At 68.4% G+C, this 16,900-nt stretch carries 15 protein-coding genes and 1 tRNA gene; 6 read left to right on the top strand and 10 right to left on the bottom strand.

Annotated features, from left to right (window positions below):
* Window positions 1-80 precede the first annotated feature (80 nt).
* Together DVW87_RS17655 and DVW87_RS00355 are read left to right on the top strand one after the other, a co-directional pair.
* Window positions 81-401, top strand: coding sequence for a hypothetical protein (locus DVW87_RS17655; protein WP_147276158.1), 321 nt, complete (start codon window positions 81-83; stop codon window positions 399-401).
* Complete coding sequence (locus DVW87_RS00355) at window positions 394-948, top strand: hypothetical protein (RefSeq protein ID WP_114685809.1); 555 nt, start codon at window positions 394-396, stop codon at window positions 946-948. Before DVW87_RS17655 ends, DVW87_RS00355 begins: the two co-directional genes overlap by 8 nt.
* 118 nt (window positions 949-1,066) lie before the next feature.
* On the opposite strand, the gene DVW87_RS00350 is transcribed toward DVW87_RS00355, so the two are convergent.
* From DVW87_RS00350 to moaA, 3 genes are all read right to left on the bottom strand, one after another.
* Window positions 1,067-1,141, bottom strand: a tRNA-Asn gene (locus DVW87_RS00350).
* An 88-nt stretch (window positions 1,142-1,229) separates the two neighbouring features.
* Window positions 1,230-2,012: an NAD kinase gene (locus DVW87_RS00345; RefSeq protein ID WP_114685808.1), complete on the bottom strand. Its 783-nt coding sequence runs from the start codon at window positions 2,010-2,012 to the stop codon at window positions 1,230-1,232.
* Entirely contained in the window at window positions 2,009-3,004 is a 996-nt protein-coding gene (moaA, locus tag DVW87_RS00340; protein ID WP_114685807.1) for a GTP 3',8-cyclase MoaA, read from the bottom strand. Before moaA ends, DVW87_RS00345 begins: the two co-directional genes overlap by 4 nt.
* Window positions 3,005-3,080: 76 nt before the next feature.
* Between moaA and DVW87_RS00335 the strand changes: the two genes are divergently transcribed.
* Together DVW87_RS00335 and DVW87_RS00330 are read left to right on the top strand one after the other, a co-directional pair.
* Window positions 3,081-5,090 (top strand): putative bifunctional diguanylate cyclase/phosphodiesterase, encoded by a 2,010-nt coding sequence (locus DVW87_RS00335; protein WP_181814653.1) that lies wholly within the window; start codon window positions 3,081-3,083, stop codon window positions 5,088-5,090.
* Window positions 5,087-5,512, top strand: coding sequence for a YybH family protein (locus tag DVW87_RS00330; RefSeq protein WP_239017690.1), 426 nt, complete (start codon window positions 5,087-5,089; stop codon window positions 5,510-5,512). Before DVW87_RS00335 ends, DVW87_RS00330 begins: the two co-directional genes overlap by 4 nt.
* Before the next feature lie 19 nt (window positions 5,513-5,531).
* On the opposite strand, the gene mfd is transcribed toward DVW87_RS00330, so the two are convergent.
* Together mfd and DVW87_RS00320 are read right to left on the bottom strand one after the other, a co-directional pair.
* On the bottom strand, window positions 5,532-8,993 hold the full coding sequence (mfd, locus tag DVW87_RS00325; protein ID WP_114685806.1) for a transcription-repair coupling factor: 3,462 nt from the start codon (window positions 8,991-8,993) through the stop codon (window positions 5,532-5,534).
* Window positions 8,994-9,116: 123 nt separating this feature from the next.
* Window positions 9,117-9,383, bottom strand: a complete 267-nt coding sequence (locus DVW87_RS00320) for an FAD assembly factor SdhE (protein WP_114685805.1) — start codon at window positions 9,381-9,383, stop codon at window positions 9,117-9,119.
* 79 nt (window positions 9,384-9,462) lie between these two features.
* Here DVW87_RS00320 and recG point away from each other — a divergent pair, with 79 nt between their 5' ends.
* Both recG and DVW87_RS00310 read left to right on the top strand, forming a co-directional pair.
* Entirely contained in the window at window positions 9,463-11,523 is a 2,061-nt protein-coding gene (gene recG, locus DVW87_RS00315; RefSeq protein ID WP_114685804.1) for an ATP-dependent DNA helicase RecG, read from the top strand.
* Window positions 11,524-11,541: 18 nt separating this feature from the next.
* A complete protein-coding gene (locus tag DVW87_RS00310; protein WP_114685803.1) occupies window positions 11,542-11,976 on the top strand; it encodes a DMT family transporter in 435 nt (144 codons plus the stop codon).
* Here DVW87_RS00310 and DVW87_RS00305 read toward each other — a convergent pair.
* The 5 genes from DVW87_RS00305 to serS form a co-directional block, all read right to left on the bottom strand.
* Window positions 11,973-12,236, bottom strand: coding sequence for a PilZ domain-containing protein (locus tag DVW87_RS00305; protein WP_239017689.1), 264 nt, complete (start codon window positions 12,234-12,236; stop codon window positions 11,973-11,975). The genes DVW87_RS00310 and DVW87_RS00305 overlap by 4 nt on opposite strands.
* A 179-nt stretch (window positions 12,237-12,415) precedes the next feature.
* Window positions 12,416-13,636 carry a tyrosine--tRNA ligase gene (gene tyrS, locus DVW87_RS00300; RefSeq protein ID WP_114685801.1) on the bottom strand — a complete coding sequence of 407 codons (1,221 nt, stop codon included), beginning with the start codon at window positions 13,634-13,636 and terminating at the stop codon, window positions 12,416-12,418.
* A gap of 67 nt (window positions 13,637-13,703) precedes the next feature.
* The gene (locus DVW87_RS00295) at window positions 13,704-14,837 is read right to left on the bottom strand and encodes a M23 family metallopeptidase (protein ID WP_114685800.1); all 1,134 of its coding nucleotides are present in this window, start codon (window positions 14,835-14,837) and stop codon (window positions 13,704-13,706) included.
* Window positions 14,838-14,850: 13 nt separating this feature from the next.
* Entirely contained in the window at window positions 14,851-15,615 is a 765-nt protein-coding gene (gene surE / locus DVW87_RS00290; protein ID WP_114685799.1) for a 5'/3'-nucleotidase SurE, read from the bottom strand.
* Entirely contained in the window at window positions 15,612-16,883 is a 1,272-nt protein-coding gene (gene serS / locus DVW87_RS00285) for a serine--tRNA ligase (protein WP_114685798.1), read from the bottom strand. The genes surE and serS overlap by 4 nt, the downstream gene beginning before the upstream one ends.
* Between the last annotated feature and the right edge of the window lie 17 nt (window positions 16,884-16,900).

Raw genomic sequence — 16,900 nt, 5'->3', positions numbered from 1 at the left:
CCATGTCCAGAGCGAAAGCTTAAAAGCACGCCGAGCGGTCTTTCGGTCCGTTTTCCACTCCCCGGCTCCAAGCCCGACGCTTGGGATGGCTGTGGAAGGCCAAACCGAAAGCAACAACCATGCATCGTTTTACGAGCAACCCCCCAAGCCGGCGCCTCCCGCCGCGCTCGGACTATCTCCCCAGCGCCCGACAGCTTTCCCGTTTCGGGAAGCAAACCCCTACGCTGATCGATCGCATCGAGGCGTTCCGCCGGCAGCACGGAATGAGCGAAGGCGCGCTGGGCAAGCTCCTGGGCAACAGCAACAGCCTGCTGGATGGCCTGCGCGCCGGCCGGCAACCGCGTCCCGCATTGCTCGCGCGCATTGAGGCGGTTCTGAGCGGGGAGGCGAGCCATGCTTGAGCTACGCATCATCGCCGCTGGCACGACAATGCCCGTGTTCGACCTGCCGGCCGCGCTGGGCCGTCGCGGTGCGGCAAAGGAGATCGGAGATCAGATTGACGCCCTGATTGCCTTCATGGACGAGCTGGGCGGCGATCCCGACCTTGAGGAAGAACCGGACGGCGAGCCAAGCGGCGACGAACAGGACGTTGCGTGGCTGGAGCCATCCGCCGACATGCGACAGCCCGCCTCCATGCGCGCCGGGGCGGCGAATGAGGATGACGAGGAAGACGACGACGACACCGCCGCTGACGATGGCCCTTGCGATGGCGAAGAGGACAGCGAACCGGGAACCCTGCCGGAGTGGGGCTCGCCCGTAATGGATGGCAGATGCTACGCCGATGACGAGCAGGAGGACGATGAACCGGAGGCACGCGCCCACCATGTGCGGCGCCTCAGGGCGACCCGCTGCGACATGCGGCGGGATGGGTACACCGGGAGGCCACGGTACTACCTGCGCAGCAATGGGGTGGTGACGATCAGCGGCGTGGAGGTCCGCGGCCTCTGATAGAAGTTCCGCCCGGTGCGATCGGGCGGACGCTATCGCGAGTGGTGCCCTTTTGTGGGAACCGAAAATCTGATCTGGAAGAAAACCCAGCAAAAGCAGGCACTTAACGCCTGAACGGTGGCTCCCTGAGTAGGATTCGAACCTACGGCCGCTCGATTAACAGTCGAGAGCTCTACCGCTGAGCTATCAGGGAATACCGTCGCGTGCGGTTGTGTCCGCGTCGGGAGGCGCGCCTATAGCAGCGGGATTCGCGAAAGCGCAAGCGCCTTTTCGGCGGAAAATCAGGAGACGAATTGCTCCATGGTGATGCGGTCGTCGAGCGCGTGTTCGGGATCGAACAGCAGGGTAAGATCGCGCGCACGATCCATCACCACGTCCACCCGCGCGACGTCGCGCACCTCGCGCTGGTCGCCCACGGCACTAACCGGGCGCTTGCCGGGATCCAGCACGCGAATGGAGATGCGCGCCTTGTCCGGCAGGATCGCGCCGCGCCACCTGCGCGGACGAAACGGACTGATCGGCGTCAGCGCCAGCAAGGCGGAGCCGAGCGGCAGGATCGGTCCCTGCGCCGAAAAGTTGTAGGCGGTGGAGCCGGCCGGCGTGGCGACGAGGATCCCGTCGCAGGCGAGTTCCGGCAGGACGACCCGCTCGTTGACGGTGACCTCCAGGCTCGCCGTCTGCCGGGTTTCGCGCAGCAGCGAGACCTCGTTGATCGCGGGCAGTTGCACCACCTGGCCGTCGATCGTCTCGGCCGTCATGCTGAGGGGCGTGACGTTGAAGGGACGGGTGCGCCGAAGACGCTCCTCGAGGCCGTGACGACGCCACTCGTTCATCAGAAAGCCCACGGTGCCCAGGTTCATGCCGAACACCGGCACGATGCGGCGACGCTCCAGCATGGCATGGAGCGTCTGGAGCATGAATCCGTCCCCGCCCAGCGCAACGATCAGGTCCGCCTCCTCCGGCGGCACCCAGTCGAAGCTGTCGGCCAGTTCCGCCGCCGCGGCCTGCGCCGGCGGGGTGGGGGAGGCGACCAGTGCCCGGCGCTCCGGCAACGGTTCGCTCATCCGCCGGTGACGCTCATGTGGCGGCTGACCGCGGGCGCTGCGCCGGCGATGTCGAAATCGTGGCGCTCGGGCTTGGAGGCGAGCGCGCGATCGAGCGCCTGGTCGAGCGCGGCGATCCCGCCCTCCCGCACGGCAGCCTTCAGGTCGACGCAATCGTCATGGCCGAGGCACGTATAGAGCACGCCCTCCGTGGTGAGGCGTACGCGATTGCAGGTGGCGCAAAAATTGCCGGTGAGCGGTGAAATGAGGCCGAGCCGGGTGTCGCTCTCTTCCACGCGCCAATAGCGCGCCGGACCGCCGCTGGAATGCGAATCGCCCACCAGCGGGAAGGTCGATTGCAGCCGCTCCAGCACCACCGGCAACGGAAGGAAACGGTCGGTCCGGTCCTCATCGATCTGGCCGAGCGGCATCGTCTCGATCAGGGTAAGATCGTGCCCCTCGGCCATGCACCAGGCGAGCAGGGACGGTAACTCGTCCTCGTTCAGGCCCTTCAATGCCACCGTGTTGATCTTCACGCGCAGCCCCGCTGCCTGGGCGGCAGCGATGCCGTCCAGCACCCGCGCGACATCGCCGTGGCGGGTGACGAAGCGGAACACGTCCGGGTCGCGGCTGTCCATGCTGACGTTCACGCGGCGCACGCCGGCAGCGAAGAGGTCCCCGGCATGCTGCGCGAGGCGGTTGCCGTTCGTCGTCAGGGTCAGCTCGTCGAGCCCGCTGCCGAGCTGCCTTCCCAGGCGGCGCACCAGCTCGCCCACGTCCCGCCGCACCAGCGGCTCGCCCCCGGTCAGCCGGATCTTGCGGATGCCGCGCGCGATGAATCGCTCGGCGATCAGGGCGATCTCCTCGAGCGAGAGAAGGGCCGAGCGCGGCAGGAACGTCATCTCCTCCGCCATGCAATACCGACAGCGCAGGTCGCAGCGATCCGTCACCGAGATCCGCAGGTAGCTGATCGTTCGGCCAAATTGGTCCATCAGAGCGGGCGCAGTGGCCATGGAGTGGAGCTAGGCCTTCCCCCGGCCCCGAACAAGTCCGTTTGCGTCTTTCGCGCGGCAAGCTAAGCCTTGCGCGATGGGGGACGGAACGATCCGCAGGAAGAGACGCAGCCTGCCGGTCGCGCAGGCGCCCTTGTACGTCCTTTCCTTTCACCAGCGGGACGAGCTGGCAATGCTGGCAGCCGAAGATGGCTGGCAGGTGATCGCGGCGCGCCGGGCGGTGGGCGCGGAACAGCGTTTCGCTTCCAGCGGCGCCGCTGTTGCCGTTGTCGATGCCCGGGGTGCGTTGGGGGATGGCGTGGGCGCCACCGGCGCGCTGGGCGCCGTGGCGGCCGAGCAGGGCGCCGCCTTGCTCGTCCTGGTGGCGCCGAGCGATCTCGGCGCACTCCCGCGGTTCTTCGAGGCGGGAGCGACGCACTTCCTGTGCAGTCCGTTCGGCCGGACGGAGTTCCTCCAGGCGCTCCGTTTCGCCGGACGGTATGCGGAACGGCTAGCGGGGAGCTGGGGCGCGGCGACGGCCCGCACGCTTGGCTGGCGCTTCGATCCGAGCAACGGGAAGGTGCACCTCACGGCTGAGCTGTCGCGATTGCTGGCCTTCGAGGAAGCGGTCTCGACGCGGACCTTGCTCCGCCAGCTTCCGCAGGACGAGCGCGCGGCCGTGGTTTCCCGCCTGCGCGGCCTCACGGCGGCGCGACGGCGCGCGGTGTTTGCTCACGACCTGCCCGGGCTGGGACGGTTCGTGCAGCATGTGCAGCTCGACCCGCAAAGCGGGCGGGTGGAGGCAATCGCCGAGCCCCTGGGAACGGTGCCGGATGCGGGTGAGTTGCTGCGCGATGCCATGGTCGGGATCAGCGATATCGGCGGCGCCCGACGCTGGCTCGGGCGCGAACTCGAGGAAGGCCGCCGGACGGATCTTCAGGTCATGCTGGTGTCCCTGAACCGCTTCGAAATGGTCAACACGAGCTATGGCCGCCGCGCCGGCGATGCGCTGCTCCGTGCCGCGTTGGGGCGGATCGACCTGGTCGCGCGCCAAGAAACCCCTCACGGCGCGTTTCTCGCGCGCACGGCGGGTTCCGAATATCTGATCGCGCTTCATGCCACGGCGGCGCAGGTGGCCGATCTTGCGCGATCGGTGGCCGCCGCCCTGGCCCGTCCGTTCGTGGCGGGCGATTCCATCATCGTCCTGGGAAGCCGGATCGGCGTGGCGATGGCGCAGCAGGACGATACCGCCTCCACTTTGCTGCGGCGCGCCAGCGAGGCGCTGGCCGAAGCGCGGGACGCCGACGGCGTGACCATGCGCGTGGCGGGGACCATCCCGGACCTGCCGCTCGACCGGCTGGCGGCGGACTTGCGGCAGGCAATCGGCGGCGGCGAGATACAGGTCCTGTTCCAGCCTCAGGTGACCATCGCCACGCGGGCGATCACGGGCGTGGAAGCACTGGCACGCTGGAGCCATCCGGAGTTCGGCACGATCGGTGCGGAGGCGCTGTTCGCCGCCGCGCAGCGCGCCGACATCGAGGTTCCGCTGTCCGACCACATCCAGCGAATCGTGCTGGAGCAGGCGGCCGCCTGGCCCCGCCTGCTGGCAGGGCTGCGCCTCTCGCTGAACCTGACGGCCGGAGACATCGCCCGGCCGGGCTTTGCCGACCTGTTCCTCGACCGGGTCGATGCCAGCGGCTTTCCGCGCAACCGGCTGACGCTGGAGATCACCGAAAGCGGGCTGATCGACGATCTGGGTGTCGCCGCAGGGTTGCTGAACACCCTGCGACAGGCAGGCTGTCGCGTGGCGATCGACGATTTCGGCACGGGTTATTCGAGCCTTGCCTATCTGAAGTCGCTGCCGCTCGATTACCTGAAGATCGACAAGAAACTGGCGCAGGATATCGGCGGCACCGCCCGGGACCGGGTGGTGGTGAGGGGCGTGATCGAGATGGCGCGTTCGCTGGGGCTGGCGGTGATCGCCGAAGGAGTGGAAACCGACGAGCAGTTGGACCTGCTGGCAAAGGAAGGGTGCCAGCTGTTTCAGGGCTTCCTGTGTGCCGGCCCGCTTGCCGTGGCGGAACTGGTCGAGTTGATGGGAGAATGACGATGATGGCATTCTGGGCGGCGGTCGCGGTAGCGGCGGCACCGGTGGCGAGTGACCGGCAGACGATCGAACTGGCGATGCAGGCCACGGCGGCGGCATGGTCCAAGGGAGACCTTGACGGTTTCCTTCGCATCTATTCGGAGGATCCGGCCACCAGCTTCGTGACCTCGACCGGGGTCATCCGCGGCAAGGCGGCGATGCGGGGGATGTACCTGAAGGCCTACTCCTTCGATGACCCGGCGAAGCGCGGCGCGCTGTCCTTTGCCACGCTGGAATTCCGGCCGCTGGGCAGGGACAAGGCGCTGCTGATTTCACGCTACACGCTGCGCTACCCCGACGCGAAGACCGCCACCGGGATCACCAGCGTGGTGTTCTCGCGCGAGAAAGCGGGCTGGCGGATCGTCGCGGACCACAGTTCCTGACGGTCCGCGCGGTCGTCGTTCAGCCCGCCGCCTTTGCCAGCCCCTTCGATAGTTGCAGAGCGCCGTTGAGCCGCGCCTGGGGATCGCCCCAGTTGCGATTGACCACCAGCTTGTTGTCGGGACGAAGCTTCGCCACCCCGCCCAGCCGATCGACATAGGCGATCAGGCCGGGGATGTTGGGCGGCGTGTCCTCGTGGAAACTGACCACGGCGCCGCGCGGCCCGACGTCGAGCTTGGCGATGCAGGCCTTGCGGGCGTTCAGCTTCGCCTCGATCAGCTTCACCAGATTGTCGGTTGGCGCCGGTAGCGGGCCGAAGCGGTCGATCAGTTCGGCAGCGAACCCGTCCACGGCGGCACGATCCTCCAGTTCGTTCAAGCGGCGGTACAGGCCCATGCGCAGGTCGAGATCGGGGACATAGTCCTCGGGGATGAGGATCGGGGCGTCCACCGTGATCTGCGGCGAGAAGTCACGCGGACGCTCCTGCCGCATGCCGCCGGCCTTGGCGTCGAGGATCGCCTCCTCCAGCATCGACTGGTAGAGTTCGTAGCCGACTTCCTTGATATGCCCCGATTGCTCGTCGCCCAGCAGGTTGCCGGCTCCGCGCTGATCTAGATCGTGGCTGGCGAGCTGGAAGCCTGCCCCCAGGCTGTCGAGATCCGACAGGACCTTCAGCCGCTTTTCGGCCGTCTCGGTGAGGATACGGCCTTCCGGCGTGGTGAGATAGCAGTAAGCGCGCGTCTTGGAGCGCCCGACGCGGCCGCGCAGCTGGTAGAGCTGGGCAAGGCCGAAGCGGTCGGCGCGGTGCACGACCATCGTGTTGGCGCTGGGGATGTCGAGGCCGGACTCCACGATGGTGGTGGAGACGAGCACCTCGAACTTCTTGTCGTAGAAGGCGGACATGCGCTCCTCCACCTCGCCCGCCGCCATCTGGCCGTGCGCGACGACGTAGCGGACCTCCGGCACATGCTCGCGCAGGAACTGCTCCACGTCGGGCAGGTCGTTGATGCGGGGCACGACGAAGAAGCTCTGACCGCCGCGATAATGTTCGCGCAGCAAGGCCTCGCGCAGCACCACCGGGTCCCAGGGCATGACGTACGTGCGCACCGCCAGGCGATCGACCGGCGGCGTCTGGATCACGGAGAGCTCGCGCAAGCCCGACATGGCCATCTGCAGCGTGCGCGGGATGGGAGTGGCAGTCAGGGTGAGCTGGTGGACGTCCGTCTTGAGCGCCTTGAGCCGTTCCTTGTGGGTGACGCCGAAGCGCTGTTCCTCGTCCACGACGACAAGGCCGAGCCGCTTGAACTCGACGCCCTTGGCGAGGATCGCATGCGTACCCACGACCACGTCCACCGTGCCTTCGGCAAGCCCGTCCTTGGTCGCCTTGGCCTCCGCCGTGCCGACGAGGCGCGAAAGGCGGCCCACCTTGAGCGGGAAGCCTTCGAACCGCTGGGCGAAGTTGTTGTAATGCTGGCGCGCGAGCAGGGTCGTCGGGCAGACCACAGCGACCTGATGTCCGGAAATCGCCGCGGCAAACGCGCCGCGCAGCGCCACCTCGGTCTTGCCGAAGCCCACGTCGCCGACGACCAGCCGGTCCATCGGCTTGCCGGCGGACAGATCCTCCAGCACGTCGCCGATGGCGCGATCCTGATCGTCCGTTTCCTCATACGGGAAGCGATCGACGAAGCTCGCATAGGCGCCCTCGTCGGGCTCCACCACTTCGGCCGGCCGAAGCGCGCGGGCAGCGGCCGTCTTGATCAGCTCACCCGCGATCTCGCGGATGCGCTCCTTCATCTTCGACTTGCGGCGCTGCCATGCCTCGCCACCCAGCCTGTCGAGGCTGGCCACCGCATCGCTGTCGGAGCCGTAGCGGCTGAGAACCTCGAGGTTTTCCACCGGCACGAACAGCTTGTCGCCGCCGGCATAGCTCACCGCGACGCAATCGTGCGGGGCCTTGCTGACCGGAATTTGTGTCAGCCCTTCGTACCGGCCGATGCCATGATCGACATGGACGACGAGATCGCCCGGCGTGAGACTGGCGATCTCCGCGAGGAAGGCGTCCGCGGACTTCTTGCGCTTGGCCCGGCGGACGAGCCGGTCGCCCAGCATGTCCTGCTCGGTGAGCAGCGCCACGTCCGGCGTGGTGAAGCCATGATCGAGCGGCAGGACGAGCAGCGCAACCTGCGTCTCGCCGACGCCCAGCGCCTCGTGCCAGCTGTCTACCTTGCGTGCGCCGGCCAGGTCGTGATCGGCAAGCAGCCCCGCCAGGCGATCGCGCGCACCCACCGAGTAGCTGGCAAGGACACGCTTGCGCTTCTGGCGCCCGAGAGCGGCGAGGTGATCGACCACGGCCTCGTAGATGTTGGTGCCCGCCGTGCGCTCGGGCGCGAAGTCACGCGGACCGTCGACGGCGAAGTCCAGCACGCTGGCGGATTCCGGTTCGTGAAACGGCGAGGTACGGTGCGCCGGCGCCGCATCGAACGCCTGGTTCAACTCCTTTTCGCCAAGGTAGAGCGCGGTGGTGCCGAGCGGGCGGTAGCTTCCCGGCTGGCCGGTCTGCGCCCGCATCCGGTTTTCGTAATAGTCGGCAATGGCCTCCAGCCGCCTCTCGGCCGAGCCGGCGACGCCCGCTTCGCGGACGACCACGGCGCCATCCCCCAGATGCTCGAACAGGGTAGCGAGCTTCTCCTCGAACAGCGGAAGCCAATGCTCCATCCCGGCCAGGCGCCGACCGTCGGACACCGCCTGGTAGAGCGGATCGCCGGTTGCGGTGGCGCCGAACTTCTCGCGGTACCGGCTGCGGAAGCGCTTGATCGACTCCTCGTCAAGCAGCGCCTCGGAGGCGGGCAGGAGCGTGAAGCCGTCCAGCTTGCCGGTGGTGCGCTGGTCCGCGGGATCGAAGGAGCGGACCGACTCGATCTCGTCGCCGAAGAAGTCGAGACGCAGCGCCTGCTCCTCGCCGCTCGGGAACAGGTCGACCAGGCCGCCGCGCACGGCGAACTCGCCCGCATCATGCACCGTCTCGGTCCGCACATAGCCGTTGGCCGAAAGAAGCTCCGCCAGCCGGTCGCGCCCGATCCGTTCACCGGGCGCAAGGCGGGCGACGAGCTGGCGAATGCGGAACGGGGTCAGCGTGCGCTGGGCAACAGCGTTGACTGTGGTGAGGAGCAGCTGCGGCCCGTTCGGCTTGCGTTGCAGCGCATGAAGCGTGGCCATTCGTTCGGCCATGACGCGCAGCGTGGGAGAAGCGCGGTCATAGGGCAGGCAGTCCCATGCCGGAAAGGTGAGCACTTCCAGCTCGGGTGCGAAGGCCGGGGCGGTGGCGGCGATCGCGCGCATCGCGGCTTCGTCGGCGGCGACGAACACGGCGCGGGTCGGCGCAGCGCGGGCGAGATCGGCCAGCAGCCAGGGTTGGAAACCGCTCGGCACGCCGGAAAGCGTCAGGGGCGCCGCGGCGGAAAGGATGGTCTTCAGGTCGGGCATCGTTACTCCTGCCATCATGCCGGGCTTGTTCCGGCATCCACTCCGCCGCGCGCCTCATCTTCCGGATGCGCGCCACGGTGGCCCCCGGCACAAAGCCGGGGTGACGAGATTGTTGCACCCGCGTCAGCGGGCGATCGGCACGTAATCGAGTTCGCGCAGCGCCTGCATCAGCGTGCCTCTATATTGGGGCGGCGCGGGTTCGACCTGCATGGCCCAGGCCATGATATCGACGTCCTGCTCCTCCAGCAGCTGCTCGAACAAGGTGATCTCCTCGTCGCTCCAACCGGCGGAACGCGCGTCGAAAAAACCGCCGATCAACAGATCGGCCTCCTTGGTGCCGCGATGCCAGGCGCGAAAGCGCAGGCGCCTGAGGCGGTGATCGCGATCCATGCGGCGGCTCCAAAGCGCGATGAGCTCGCGGCGCTTGGAGACGCAGCGAGCTCGGACTAGATGAGCGATCGAGATAGTCATGCGCCCCGAAATCCTCAATCCATTGTTCGCGGAAGTCACCGCACTGAAGGGCGTCGGTCCGGGGCTGGCCAAGCCGCTGGAAAGGCTGGGGCTGCGGCGCGTCGCCGATGTGGCGTTCCATCTGCCCACCGGCTGGATCGATCGGCTGCCGCGCGAGGAACTGGATGCCGCAGACGTGGGCCGCACGATCGCTATCACGCTGACGGCGCGGGAGCATCGCTCGGGCAATGGCCGCGGGCCGACCCGGGTGCTGGCCGAGGACACGCACGGCAACACGGTAAGCCTGGTCTATTTCGGCGGGCATCCGGGCTGGGCAAGAAAGCTGCTGCCGGTGGGCGAGCCCAGGCGCGTGTCCGGCCGACTGGACCGCTACGGGGATGCCTTGCAGATCGTACACCCCGATTATGCCCTGCCGGTGGAGGAAGCTGACGCTGTGGGCGGGCGCGAGGCGATCTACCCGCTGTCCGAGGGCATGACGTCCAAGCGGCTGGGCGCCCTTGCGGCACAGGCGATCGAGCGGGCGCCCGCGCTCGCGGAATGGATCGAGCCGGGCCTGCTGGAGCAGCGGGGTTGGCCGGGCTGGCGCGAGGCTCTCGCGCGAGTGCATGCCGATCCTTCCGATGCGAAGGCGCGCGAGCGGCTGGCCTATGACGAAGTGTTCGCGAACCAGTTGGCGTTGATGCTGGTCCGCCAGGACAGTCGCAAGCGGCGGGGCCGCTCGCTGGCGGGCGACGGTCGGCTGCGCGACATGCTCGACCTGCCGTACACGCCGACCGGCGCGCAGGCGCGCACCATTCGCGAGATCGAGGGCGACATGGCGCAGGAGGCGCCGATGCTGCGGCTCCTCCAGGGCGATGTCGGTTCCGGGAAGACGCTGGTGGCGGCCATGGCCTTGCTGGCGGCGGTGGAGGCGGGCGCGCAGGGCGCGCTGCTGGCGCCCACGGAGATCCTTGCGCGCCAGCACTATGAAACACTGCGCCGCCAGTTTGCCGGCCTGCCCGTCGAGGTTGCGATCCTGACCGGGCGAGACAAGGGCCGCGCGCGGGAGGCGACCTTGATGGGGGTGGCGGACGGCTCCATCCAGATCCTGATCGGCACGCACGCGATCTTCCAGGAAGGGGTCACCTATCGCGACCTCGGGCTTGTCGTGGTCGACGAGCAGCACCGCTTCGGCGTGGCGCAGCGCATGCTGTTGCAGGCCAAGGGCCAGCGGCCGCCCCACCTCCTGGTGATGACCGCGACGCCGATCCCGCGTACGCTGACGCTCGCCAATTACGGCGAGATGGACGTGAGCCGGCTGGACGAGATGCCGCCCGGTCGCGAGCCGATCGAAACGCGGGTGATCGCGGAGGAGCGCCTGGACGAGATCGTCGACGGCCTCGCGCGGCACCTGTCCGACGGAGGGCAGGCCTATTGGGTGTGTCCGCTGGTGGAGGAAAGCGAGAACAGCGACATGGCCGCCGCCGAGGCCCGGGCCGAGGCCCTGCGCACCCGCTTCGGCGATCGCGTGGGCCTCGTTCACGGCCGAATGAAAGGGCCGGAGAAGGACGCGGTGATGGCGGATTTCGCTGCGGGGCGCGTTTCGGTGCTGGTTGCCACGACGGTGATCGAGGTCGGGGTAGACGTGCCGAATGCGCGGTTGATCGTGATCGAGCATGCCGACCGCTTCGGCCTGGCGCAGCTCCATCAGCTGCGCGGGCGCGTGGGGCGCGGCGGCGGGCGATCGGTATGCCTGCTGGTACGCGGCGGCTCCCTGAGCGAGACTGCCCGCGCACGGCTGGCGCTGATGCGGGAAACGAACGACGGTTTCCGCATCGCGGAGGAAGATCTGCGCCTGCGGGGAGCAGGCGAGCTTCTGGGCACCCGGCAATCGGGCGAGGAGAAGTTCCGGCTGGCAACGCCCGAAATGCTGAACACGCTGCTGCCCGTGGCGACCGACGACGCGCGCCTGCTGGTGGATCGCGATGGCGGGCTCAGCGGCGGGCGGGGGCAGGCGGCGCGGGTGGCGCTCTACCTTTTCGAACGCGACGCCGGAGTGCAGTTGCTGCGCTCGGGGTGAGCGGATAGGCGCTTCGTCATGCAGTTTCTGCCGATCCTCGCCGTTCTCCTTGCCGGTATCGGGCTTGCCGTACAGCCGCCGACCAACGCAGCCCTGGCGCGAACCTCGGGGTCGGTGCTGCTGGCGGCCCTGATCTCCTTTATCGTCGGAACGCTGACCTTGCTGGCGCTGTGGGCGGCGCTCGATCGGACCGGTCCCGCAGCGGTCAAGGGCGCGCCGGCCTGGGCGTGGCTGGGTGGCTTCTATGGCGCGGGGTTCGTGGCGGTGATGGCCTTTGCGGCTCCCCGGCTGGGGCTGGCGACCACGCTGACCATGGCGATCGGCAGCCAGCTCGTTGCCGCGCTCGTGCTCGATCATTTCGGCTTGCTGGGGCTCCGGCAAGTGCCGATCAGCACAACCAAGCTGGCCGGCGTCGCGCTGGTCTTCGTCGGCGTCCTGCTGGTGCGGCGCTAGCGGGCTTTCGTGAGCGCGGCGAGGAGTTCGTAATAGTCGGCAAGGCCGATCTGCGTATCCAGCTCACAGCCGATCCGGCCGCCCAGCGACCAGCGGATCTCGGCCGCCACCGTGCCGACGACGGGCAATTGGACGCGCAGTCGATCCCCCGCCTGGAACGCGGCGTCGCACCGCGCCATGAGGCCCATGGCGGAGATGTTCACGATCAGCAGGTGCAGCGGACGGGCGTCCGGCCCGAACGCACGGGCACGGTAATGCACTTCGTCGCGCGGAATGGACCGCAAATCGGAATGAACTGCGCCTGGTGCGGGCACTATGCTTATCCCCGAGAGCCTGACCTTCGCATAGCAGGCAGGGTGTGAAGCGGGGTCGAAGGAAGGTCCTTAACGGCGCGTTGACCTGCTGGGCACAGGGCGGCAACAAATGACCGCCGGTTGCGTCAGCCGGCGACCACCATGCCATGCTGCTTCTTGCCGACCGACAGCTTGTCACCGGGCTGCAGGATCGCCTCATGCGTGGTCACGCGCTCGTCGTTGATGCGCACGGCGCCTTCCTCGATCTTGCGCCGCGCCTCCTTGTTGGAAGCGGCGAAGCCGAGCGCGGTGGCAGCCTGGACGACGGTGATCCCTTCCGGACCGGCGGGAACGGTCGGCAGCGCATCGCCGCTGGCGCCCTCCTCGAAGGTACGGCGAGCGGTTTCCGCCGCCGCCTCCGCTGCGTCGCGCCCGCGGCAGAGTGCAGTTGCCTCATTGGCAAGGACGATCTTCGCCTGGTTGATCTCGGCGCCTTGCAGCGCCTCCAGCCGGGCGATCTCGTCGAGCGGCAGGTCGGTGAACAGGCGCAGGAAGCGGCCGACGTCCCGGTCATCCGTGTTGCGCCAGAACTGCCAGTAATCGAAGTGCGGCAACTGATCCTCGTGGAGCCAGACGGCGCCTTTCACCGTCTTGCCCATCTTGGTGCCGTCCGCGGTGGTGAGCAGGGGGGTGGTGACGCCGAATACCTCCGTGCCGTCCATCCGGCGGGCAAGCTCCAAGCCGTTGACGATGTTGCCCCACTGGTCCGACCCGCCCATCTGCAGCCGGCAGGCGTGCCGCTGCGACAGTTCGCGGAAGTCGTATGCCTGGAGGATCATGTAGTTGAATTCCAGGAACGATAGCGACTGTTCGCGGTCCAGCCGCAGCCGCACGCTGTCGAAGCTGAGCATGCGGTTGACGCTGAAATGCTGCCCGACCTCGCGCAGGAAGGGGATATATTCCAGCGCGTCGAGCCAGTCGGCATTGTTGACCATCACCGCGTCGATCGGTCCGTCGCCGAAGGTGAGGAAACGCTCGAAGATGCGCTGAATGGACGCGACGTTGGCGTTGATCCCGTCCTCCGCCAACAGCTTGCGCGCCTCGTCCTTGAAGCTCGGATCGCCGATCTTGCCGGTGCCGCCGCCCATCAGCACGATCGGCTTGTGTCCGGCCTGCTGCAATCGGCGGAGCAGCATGATCTGGATGAGCCCGCCCACGTGCAGCGAAGGTGCGGTGGGGTCGAAGCCGATATAGCCCGGCACGATCTGCCTGGACGCGAGCGCGTCGAGCGCCGCAGCATCGGTGACCTGGTGAATATAGCCACGGTCGGACAGCAGGCGGAGGAGATCGGACTGGAACTGGCTCATGATGCGCGCGGCTTAGGGGAAATGGGGAGGGCTATCCAGTCCTCCCCGTTTCGGAAGATCGGAGAGGTCAGGAGCGCGGCAGCTGCCCCAGCGGATCGATCGGGTTGCGGCCGCGGCGCAGTTCGAAATGGAGCTGCGGCCGGTCGGCGTTGCCGCTGTCGCCGGAGCGGGCGATTGCCTGACCGCGCTTCACGGCCTGACCACGGCGCACGAGCAGATCGCGGCAATGACCATAAACGGTGGTCCAGTTGTCGCCATGCTTGATGATGACGAGGCCGCCCAGGCTGGAGATCTCGTTGCCGGCATATACCACCACGCCATCGGCCGCGGCGAGCACGGAGGTGCCGAGCGGCACCGCGATGTTGATGCCGTTCAGGCGTTCTCCGCTGCGACCCGGGCCGAACCGGCCGACGATCTGGCCGTTGACCGGCCAGTCGAAGGCTCCGCGCAGGCGGCTGGGCTCCTGCACCGGCGTGATCGGAGAGGGCGCGCGGGAGGCCACGGACGTGCTCGGCTTTTCGGGGCGCTTGCCCGGCGCCGGAGCGGGGCTGGAACCGGTGATGATGTCGTCGATGTCGATGTTGAAGGCCGCGGCTCGCTGCGCAGCCACGCTCACGCCGGGAAGATCGCCCGGGATCAGGATGCGCATGCCGGCGCGCAGGGTATAGGGTTCCCGAAGATCGTTGGTGGTGACGATGCGTGACCAGTCCACGCCATAGGCGCGCGCGATGGCGATGCCGGTCTCGCCGGGTCGGACCAGGTGGTAGCGGCCGCCGGGTACCTCCAGCCGCTGCCCCGCGCGCAGGGAGAAGGGGGGAGGGAGGTTGTTCGCGCGCGCGATCACCTCTGCGCCGGAGCCGGTGCGATCGGCGATGCCCCGCAGCGTGTCGCCCGGCCGCACGACATAGGTCGAGGGAGCGATCGCTCGCGCATCCGCAGTGACGGGCCTTGTCCGCCAGGCCGGCGGCGGCGCGGGCGCGGCGGTGACGCCGTCCCCGAGTTGCTGCGGCTGCTGCCGGTGCTGGCTGTCTCGTTCCCGGCTCTGCCCTCCCCGGAGCGCCACCGGTGCCCGGTCCGGCGCTTGGGCGGTGAAGGAGGGCGCGGGTGGCGGCGGCGCATAATCGGGATCGGGCGCGCCGGGCGGGACGCAGCCGGTGAGCAGGGAGGCGCCCGCCAGCCACGTCCAGCTCCTTGCCCCCATGCCCCGTCTCCCCTCAGCGATAGGTGGCGGCGAGACTAGCAAGCGAGCCCGTGTGTGTCAGGTCGAGATGCAGCGGCGTGACGGAGATGAAGCCATCGGCAATCGCCTCCAGATCCGTGTCATGCGCGGCCGTGTGCGTCATGCGGCCGGTGGACAGCCAGTAATAGGGAACCCCGCGCGGATCGGTCCGGCGATCGACCATTTGCCCGCCATGGTCGCGCAGGCCCTGGCGCACGGCGCGGATGCCGCGCACTTCGTCCGGCGCGATCGGCGGGAAGTTGATGTTGACCAGCGTGCGCGGGGCGAAGGGCTGGTCGAGCAGGGGGCGCAACACGCGCTCGCCCCAGGCCTCCGCCGCCTCGAACGTAACCGCATCGCCCATTACGGGAGAGGGATAGCACTGGCTGAGCGCGATCGAGCGGATGCCGGCAAAGGCGCCTTCCATCGCCGCGGCGACCGTGCCGGAATAGCTGGTATCCTCGGCGAGGTTTGCACCGCGGTTGACCCCCGAAAGGAGCAGGTCGGGCCGGTGATCCTTCATCAGTTCGCCAAGCGCGATCTTCACGGCGTCGGTCGGCGTGCCCGACACGGCCCAGCGCCGTTCGCCCCATTGCCGCAGGCGAACAGGCTCGCTGATGGTGAGGGAGCGGCCCTTGCCCGATTGCTCCTCCGCCGGCGCGACGATCCAGACGTCGTCCGAGATCGCGCGGGCCAGTGCCTCCAGCACTTCCAGCCCGCGGGCGTGCAGGCCATCGTCGTTGGAGAGGAGGATCCTCATGCCGGATCGAGCCGGTTCAGCCCCTTGAGGTACGGCTGGAGCACATCGGGGACAGCGACCCCGCCATCCTCCTGCTGATAATTCTCCAGCACGGCGACAAGCGTGCGCCCGACCGCCAATCCGGAGCCGTTCAGCGTATTAACGAAGCGGGTGCCCTTTTCGCCCTCCGGCCGGTAGCGAGCGCCCATGCGCCGCGCCTGGAAGTCGGTGCAGGTGGAGCAGCTCGAGATTTCGCGGTAGCGGCCCTGTCCGGGCAGCCAGACCTCCAGGTCATAGGTGCGCGCGGCGGAGAAGCCCATGTCGCCGGTGCACAGCTTCATCCGGCGGAACGGCAGGCCGAGCGCGCTCAGCACGTGCTCGGCGGCGCCTGTCATCCGCTCATGCTCGTCCTCGGAGGCGTCGGGCGTGGTGATCGACACCATTTCCACCTTCTCGAACTGGTGCTGGCGGATGTAGCCGCGCGTGTCCCGGCCCGCTGCGCCGGCCTCGGAGCGGAAGCAGGGGGTCAGCGCGGCGAAGCGGAGCGGCAGCTCCTCCTGCGACAGGATGGTGTTCGCCACGATGTTGGTCAGGCTGACCTCCGCGGTCGGGATCAGCCAGCGATCGTCCGTGGTACGGAACAGGTCCTCGGCGAATTTCGGCAGCTGGCCGGTGCCGAACATCGCCTCGTCACGGACGAGCAGCGGCGGCACGACCTGTTCGTAGGCGAACTGTTCGGCCAGCGTGTCGAGCATGAACTGGCCAAGCGCGCGGTGAAGGCGCGCCGCGCGGCCGCGAACAAGCGTGAAGCGCGCGCCCGACAGCTTGGCGCCGGTCTCGAAATCGAGGCCGAGCGCGGGGCCGATCGCATCATGCTCGCGGGGGGCGAAGGGAAAGTCCGCAGGCGTGCCGACCGTCGCCACCAAGGCATTGTCATCCTCGTCCTTGCCGCTCGGCACGTCGGCGAGCGGCACGTTGGGGATGGTGGCCAGCTCGGCATTGAGCCGTTCGCCAAGCGCCTTTTCTTCCGCGGCGATCGCCGGTAGCCGCTCCTTCAGCTCGGCCACTTCGGCCAGCAGATCGGTGGGATCGTCGCGTCGCGCCTTGGCCGCACCAACCGCCTTGGACAGCTCGTTGCGGCGCGCCTGGGCGACCTGCGCCTCCGTGGCCAGCGCGCGGCGGTGCTCGTCCAGGGCGACGAGGTCGGCGGCGCGCGGCGGCAGGCCGCGGCGGGCCAGGGCAGCGTCGAACGCGGCGGGATTGTCGCGGATCAGGCGGATGTCGTGCATGGCGGCGGGCTAGCGGG

Source organism: Sphingomonas aracearum (assembly GCF_003345355.1).
Lineage (GTDB): Bacteria > Pseudomonadota > Alphaproteobacteria > Sphingomonadales > Sphingomonadaceae > Sphingomonas > Sphingomonas aracearum.
Note: the sequence above shows the minus strand (reverse complement) of the source record. Positions and strands in the feature narration are given on the sequence as shown.